The sequence below is a fragment of the Amaricoccus sp. genome (assembly GCF_017995835.1).
Taxonomy (GTDB): Bacteria; Pseudomonadota; Alphaproteobacteria; order Rhodobacterales; family Rhodobacteraceae; genus Amaricoccus.
The window spans coordinates 1-5,769 of sequence record NZ_JAGOID010000142.1 but is presented as its reverse complement, the minus strand read 5'-3'; the positions used below and the strand labels follow the sequence as shown (position 1 = coordinate 5,769).

Sequence of the window (5,769 nt, the reverse complement as noted above, 5' to 3'; positions counted from 1 at the left end):
ACCAAAGCCGATCTCGAGCCAGACCTCGCGCGCACCCGGCAGGAGTACCGCCGGATCGACGGCGCCGCCGGCCACGACACCGGGCACCGCGAGGCGGGGCAGCAACTCCTCCAGATGCCGGCGCTGGGTCGGGCGCAGGGCCTTGCCGTGCCGGCGACCGTAAAAGTTGCGGCGCGGCTGGGCCGCGCCGGTCGAAGTCCCGATCATTTCCGGAGGACGCGGCGGTTCAGACCGCGGCCTTCAGCTTGTCGACGAGATCGGTCGCTTCCCAGGAAAAGCCGCCGTCCGCGTCGATCGCCCGACCGAAATGGCCATAGGCCGAGGTCCGCTGATAGATCGGCTTGTTGAGCCCGAGATGGGTGCGGATGCCGCGCGGGGTCAGGTCGATGGCGCCGGCCACCGCCTTCTCGATCACGGCTTCCGGCACCTGGCCCGACCCGAAGGTGTCGGCATAGATCGACAGCGGCCGGGCAACGCCGATTGCATAGCTGAGCTGGATGACGCAGCGCGTGGCAAGGCCGGCGGCCACCACGTTCTTGGCGAGATAGCGCGCGGCATAGGCGGCCGAGCGGTCGACCTTGGTCGGATCCTTGCCCGAGAAGGCGCCGCCGCCGTGCGGCGCGGCGCCGCCATAGGTATCGACGATGATCTTGCGCCCGGTGAGCCCGGCGTCGCCGTCCGGTCCGCCGATGACGAACTTGCCGGTCGGATTCACATGCCAGGCGGTCGCCGCGGTCAGCCAGCCCTCGGGCAGCACGGCGCGGATATGCGGCTCGACCATGGCGCGCACATCGGCCGAGGTCATGTCCTCGTCGAGATGCTGGGTCGAGAGGACGAGGCTCGACACTTCGACCGGCTCGCCGTTCTCGTAGCGGATGGAGAGTTGCGACTTGGCATCCGGCCCGAGCCGCGGCTCGGCGCCGCTCTTGCGGACCTCTGCGAGGCGGCGGAGGATCGCATGGGCATAGTGGATCGGCGCGGGCATCAGCTCCGGCGTCTCGGCGACGGCGTAGCCGAACATGATCCCCTGGTCGCCCGCGCCCTCTTCCTTGTTCTCGCCGGCGTCGACGCCCTGCGCGATGTGCTCGGACTGGCCGTGGATATAGTTGTGGACGTTGAGCGTCGCCCAGTGAAAGCCCTTCTGCTCGTAGCCGATGTCCTTCACGCAGTCGCGCACGATGTCCTCGACGCGGGCGAGAACCGAGCCCGGACCGCGCACCTCGCCGCCGACGACCACGCGGTCGGTGGTGGCGAAGGTCTCGCAACCGACCCGCGCCTCGGGATCCTCGGTCAGGAAGGCATCGAGGACGGCGTCGGAAATGCGATCGCAGACCTTGTCGGGATGACCTTCTGAAACGGACTCGGAAGCGAATGTATAGTCGGTACGGTTACTCATGCGGTGACCCCGTGTGAAAAAGACCGGGTCGTCCTACGCACGGGGGCCTGCGAGGTCAATGACCGATCGCCGCGCCCGTCCGGCCCCCGCCGGCCCGATCACGCGCGCCACCCCGCGTGATCGGATGGTTCCCGTCGCCCCGGTTCACGCGGCGCGAAGGATGTTCCGATCCCGCCCCCGCCGGCGAACGAGTTCCTCTCCGGCGTCACGGCGGGGACGCGACGTTTTGTCCCGCGGGGAGAAGACGATAGGATCAATCGTGTTTCCTGATTCGAGCGAGGCCCGCATTCTGATGGAAAGACCGGACCACCGCCCCGTCGTGGTGATACTGGGGGGCGGCTTCGCCGGGGCCGCCACGGCCTTCCACCTCGCCCGGAACGGTCCGCCGGGGGCCGCGGAAATCGTGGTCGTCGAGCCCCGCCCCACGATCGGCCCCGGACTCGCCTATTCCACCGACGATCCCGTGCACCGGATCAACGTCCCCGCCACGCGGATGACACTGGTGGCCGACGATCCCGGCCATTTCGCGGCCTGGCTCGCCAAGGTTCCGGTGCCCGCCGACGCGACGACGGCGCGGGGCGATGTCTATCCGGCGCGCGAGGTCTTCGGCCGCTACGTCGCCTCCGAACTGGCGCCGTTCCTCGCCTCGGGCGCGGTCCGCCATCTGCGCTGCCGGGCGGCCGCCGTCTCCCTCGCGGACGGCGGCTATCGGGTCGAGCTTTCGAGCGGCGAGGATATCGCCGCCGACATCGTCGTGCTGGCCATGTCGCATCCCGCCCCGGCGCTGCCCCGGCCGATCCGCGCGCTGGCCGGCTCGGCGCGGCTGGTCGCCGATCCCTATGACAACGCGCGCATCGCCGCGATCGGCGCCGAGGAACGCGTGCTCGTGGTCGGCACCGGCCTCACCGCCGCCGACGTCATCGCCAGCCTCGCCGCGCGGGGTCATCGCGGCCATGTCGTCGCGCTCTCGCGGCATGGGCTGCGCTCGCGCGGGCAGGATCGGCAGCGGTTGCCGAGCCTCGCCGATTTCGCCGCCGATCCCGAGGTTACGGCCCGCGGCCTGTTGCTCCGCATCCGCGCGGCGGTGGCGGCGGATGCCGCGGCGGGCCGCGACTGGCATTCGGCGCTCGGCACGGTCCGCGCGCAGGGACGCGAGATCTGGGCCGCCTTGCCGCAGGAGGAACGAGGCCGGATCGTCCGCCACCTTCGCCGCTTCTGGGACGTGCACCGCTACCGCGTGGCGCCACAGATCGAGGCGGTGCTCGACGCGGCGATCGCCGCCGGGCGGCTCGAGATCACCGCCGCCCGACTCGCCGCGGCGCGGGAGGATGGGGATGGGATCACCGTCGCCTATCGGCTCCGCGCCGACGGTCAATTGCGCGAAAGCCGCTTCGATCGGGTCGTGGTCACCACCGGGCCGGACCATGGCGCTGTCCTTGATACCAACCCTGTGCTCCGGTCCTTCGCCGCCGCCGGCCTGGTGCGCGCCGATCCCAACGGGCTCGGGTTGCTCGTCGCCGATCTCTTTCGGGCCGTGGACGATCACGGCCGGGCCTCGTCGTCGCTGTTCGTCGCCGGTCCGCTCGCGCGGGGCGCGGTCGGCGAGCTGATGGGCGCGCCGGAGGTCGCATGCCACGCCGAGGAGGTCGCCGAGGCGATCCGCCGCCGGGTCGCCACCCCGAGCGCCGAAACCCGCCGGACCGGCGCGAATCGCGCCGCCGCGCATCAGTCCAGCGTGCGGCGGTAACGGGCGAGAGCGATCGCGGCGTAGATCAGCACGAAGAGCGCGAGAACCAGCATCTCGCCGCCGACACCGCGCAGATCCGCGCCCTTCAGCATCACCGCGCGGATGATCCGGTTGAAATGGGTGAGCGGGAGGATCTCGCCGAAAGCCTGCGCCCAGGGCGGCATCCCGCGGAAGGGAAACATGAAGCCCGACAGCAGGATCGAGGGCAGGAAGAAGAAGAAGGTCAGCTGCATCGCCTGCATCTGGCTGCGCGCGAAGCTGGAAATGGCGTAGCCGAGCAGCACCAGCGCCAGCACGAAGACGAAGATCGCCCCGAGCAGCACGCTCATCGCCCCGACGAAGGGCACGCCGAAGATCCAGCGCGCGGCGCCGAGCACCAGCGTCACCTGCGCCGCGCCGACCGCGAGATAGGGCAGGATCTTCGCCAGCATGACCTCGGTCGGCGAGACCGGCATGGCGAGCAGGGTCTCGAGCGTCCCCCGCTCGCGCTCGCGCGTCAGGGCCATCGAGGTCATCATCACCATGGTCATCTGCAGGATCACCCCGAGCAGGCCGGGCACGATGTTGAACTGCGAGATGCCTTCGGGATTGTAGCGCCGGTGGACCACCACCTCGAGCCGGCGCGCCGCCTCCGCCTCGGCGTCGGCCTCGCGGCCGGTGGCGCGCAGCAGCGCCTCGCCGGCCACGGTGCCGAGCGTGCCGATCGCGCCGCTCGCCGCCGCGGGATCGGTCGCGTCCGCCTCGACCAGAATGCGCGGCGCCTCGCCCCGCTCGACCCTGACGCCGAAGTCGGAGGGGATCGTCACCACGAAGGCGACGTCGCCCCGCGTGATCAGATCCTCGGCCTCGGCCGCGCTGTCCGTGACATGGGTGAAGCGATAATAGCCGGTCAGCTCCAGCGCCGAGATCATCGCCCGGCTGTACTGGTCGTGGCTCGTCGTGACGATGGCCGCCGGCAGGCCCTTGGGATCGTTGTTGATGGCAAAGCCGAAGAGCAGGAGCTGCGTCAGCGGCACGCCGAGCATCATGGCGAAGGTGACCCGGTCGCGCCGCATCTGGGTGAATTCCTTGGCGAGCAGCGCGCCGAGGCGCCGGAAGGAAAGGACCGCGCTCATCCCATGTTGTCCGTCGCCGCGCCCATGAACTGGATGAAGACATCCTCGAGGCTCGTCTCCGCCGGCGCGATCGCCAGCCCGGGCCCCGCCGCCGCCAGCGCCGCCTCGAGCGCCGCCCGGTCGCGCCCGACGACATGGAGCGTGACGCCGAAGGCGGCCACCTGATCGACGCCCGGCGCGGCGCGGAGCCGCCGCGCCACCGCGTCGAGGCCGGGCCCCGAAACCACGAATGTATGAAGGCCCGCGCCCTCGATCACCTCGGCGACCGTGCCCTCGGCGATCAGCCGGCCATAGGCGATATAGCTGATCCGGTGACAGCGCTCGGCCTCGTCCATGTAGTGGGTGGAGACGAGCACAGTCATGCCGCCGGCCGCCAGACGATGGATCTCGTCCCAGAATTCGCGCCGCGCCTTGGGATCGACGCCCGCCGTCGGCTCGTCGAGCAGGAGCAGCTTCGGCCCGTGCATCACGCAGGCGGCGAGCGCCAGCCGCTGCTTCCAGCCGCCGGACAGCGCCCCCGCGAGTTGCCGCCGCCGGCTGGTGAGGCCAAGCCCCCCGAGCGTCGCGGCCACTGTCTCCCGCGGGCAGGGCAGCGCATAGAGCCCGGCCACGAGGCGGAGATTCTCCTCGATCGACAGATCCTCATAGAGCGAGAAGCGCTGCGTCATGTAGCCGACTTCGGCCTTGATCGCGGCCGTCTCGGTAGCGAGATCAAAGCCAAGGACCCGCCCCTCGCCGGCGTCGAGGGTCAGAAGCCCGCACATCATGCGGATGGTCGTGGTCTTGCCCGAACCGTTCGGCCCGAGAAAGCCGACGATCTCGCCCCGGTTGACGCGCATCGAGACGTCATCGACCACCGTCCGCCCGCCGAAACGCTTGGTCAGATGCCGGACGTCGATGACCGCCTCGCCCATCTCAGCGCGCCGTCAGCGCGACGTCGACGATCTGCCCGGGCCGGAGCCCGGAGACCGCATCCCCCTCGGGGCCGGTTTCTGGTCGGGCCTCGATCCGGTAGACGAGCTTTTGCCGCGTCTCGAGCGAATAGATCACCGGCGGGGTGAATTCCGGCCCGTCGGCGATATAGCTCACCCGGGCGGTGAGACCGTCGGGGCAACCGTCGCAGCGCACCGCCAGCCGGTCGCCCGGCACCAGCCGCGCCGCCGCCGCCTCCGGCGCATAGAGCACGAGCTTCACCGCGCCGTCCGGCAACAGGGTCGCCACCGGCGCTGTCGGGCCGGCGAGTTCGCCCGTCCGGCGCAGGACGTCCGTGATCCGCCCGGCGGCGGGGCTGGCCACCACGCGCTTGCCGAGCGCCCATTCCGCCTGACGCACCGCCGCCTCGGCGCCGCGCACCTTTCCGCCCGCCGCCTCGACCCTGTCGGGCCGCGCCGGCAGGCGGGCGACGGCCAGTTCGGCCTCCATCTGCGCCACCTCGGTCCGCGCCGTGTCACGCGCCGCGGTCGCGGTGTCGAGCGTCGCCTCGGACACAACGCGTCGCGTGGCGAGCGCCG

General features: G+C 71.1%; 5 protein-coding genes and 1 pseudogene. 1 reads left to right on the top strand and 5 read right to left on the bottom strand.

What is annotated here, in order from left to right:
• Positions 1–207, bottom strand: a pseudogene (locus KBA23_RS15265) (tRNA (guanosine(46)-N7)-methyltransferase TrmB); the annotation flags it as partial.
• A gap of 19 nt (positions 208–226) precedes the next feature.
• Entirely contained in the window at positions 227–1,396 is a 1,170-nt protein-coding gene (gene metK, locus KBA23_RS15260) for a methionine adenosyltransferase (RefSeq protein WP_290742649.1), read from the bottom strand.
• 292 nt (positions 1,397–1,688) lie between these two features.
• On the opposite strand from metK, the gene KBA23_RS15255 reads away from it, so the two are divergent.
• A complete protein-coding gene (locus tag KBA23_RS15255) occupies positions 1,689–3,143 on the top strand; it encodes an FAD/NAD(P)-binding protein (RefSeq protein WP_290742647.1) in 1,455 nt (484 codons plus the stop codon).
• Here the strand turns inward: KBA23_RS15255 and KBA23_RS15250 are convergent.
• The 3 genes from KBA23_RS15250 to KBA23_RS15240 all read right to left on the bottom strand — a co-directional run.
• Complete coding sequence (locus tag KBA23_RS15250; RefSeq protein ID WP_290742644.1) at positions 3,122–4,258, bottom strand: ABC transporter permease; 1,137 nt, start codon at positions 4,256–4,258, stop codon at positions 3,122–3,124. The genes KBA23_RS15255 and KBA23_RS15250 overlap by 22 nt on opposite strands.
• Entirely contained in the window at positions 4,255–5,172 is a 918-nt protein-coding gene (locus KBA23_RS15245) for an ABC transporter ATP-binding protein (RefSeq protein ID WP_290742642.1), read from the bottom strand. Before KBA23_RS15245 ends, KBA23_RS15250 begins: the two co-directional genes overlap by 4 nt.
• A gap of 1 nt (position 5,173) precedes the next feature.
• A partial coding sequence (locus KBA23_RS15240) for an HlyD family efflux transporter periplasmic adaptor subunit (RefSeq protein ID WP_290742639.1) occupies positions 5,174–5,769 on the bottom strand: 596 nt, incomplete at its 5' end.

Coding starts and splice junctions, on each gene's coding strand:
- metK (WP_290742649.1), bottom strand. CDS start 1,396: ATGAGTAACCGTACCGACTATACATTCGCTTCCGAGTCCGTTTCAGAA.
- KBA23_RS15255 (WP_290742647.1), top strand. CDS start 1,689: ATGGAAAGACCGGACCACCGCCCCGTCGTGGTGATACTGGGGGGCGGC.
- KBA23_RS15250 (WP_290742644.1), bottom strand. CDS start 4,258: ATGAGCGCGGTCCTTTCCTTCCGGCGCCTCGGCGCGCTGCTCGCCAAG.
- KBA23_RS15245 (WP_290742642.1), bottom strand. CDS start 5,172: ATGGGCGAGGCGGTCATCGACGTCCGGCATCTGACCAAGCGTTTCGGC.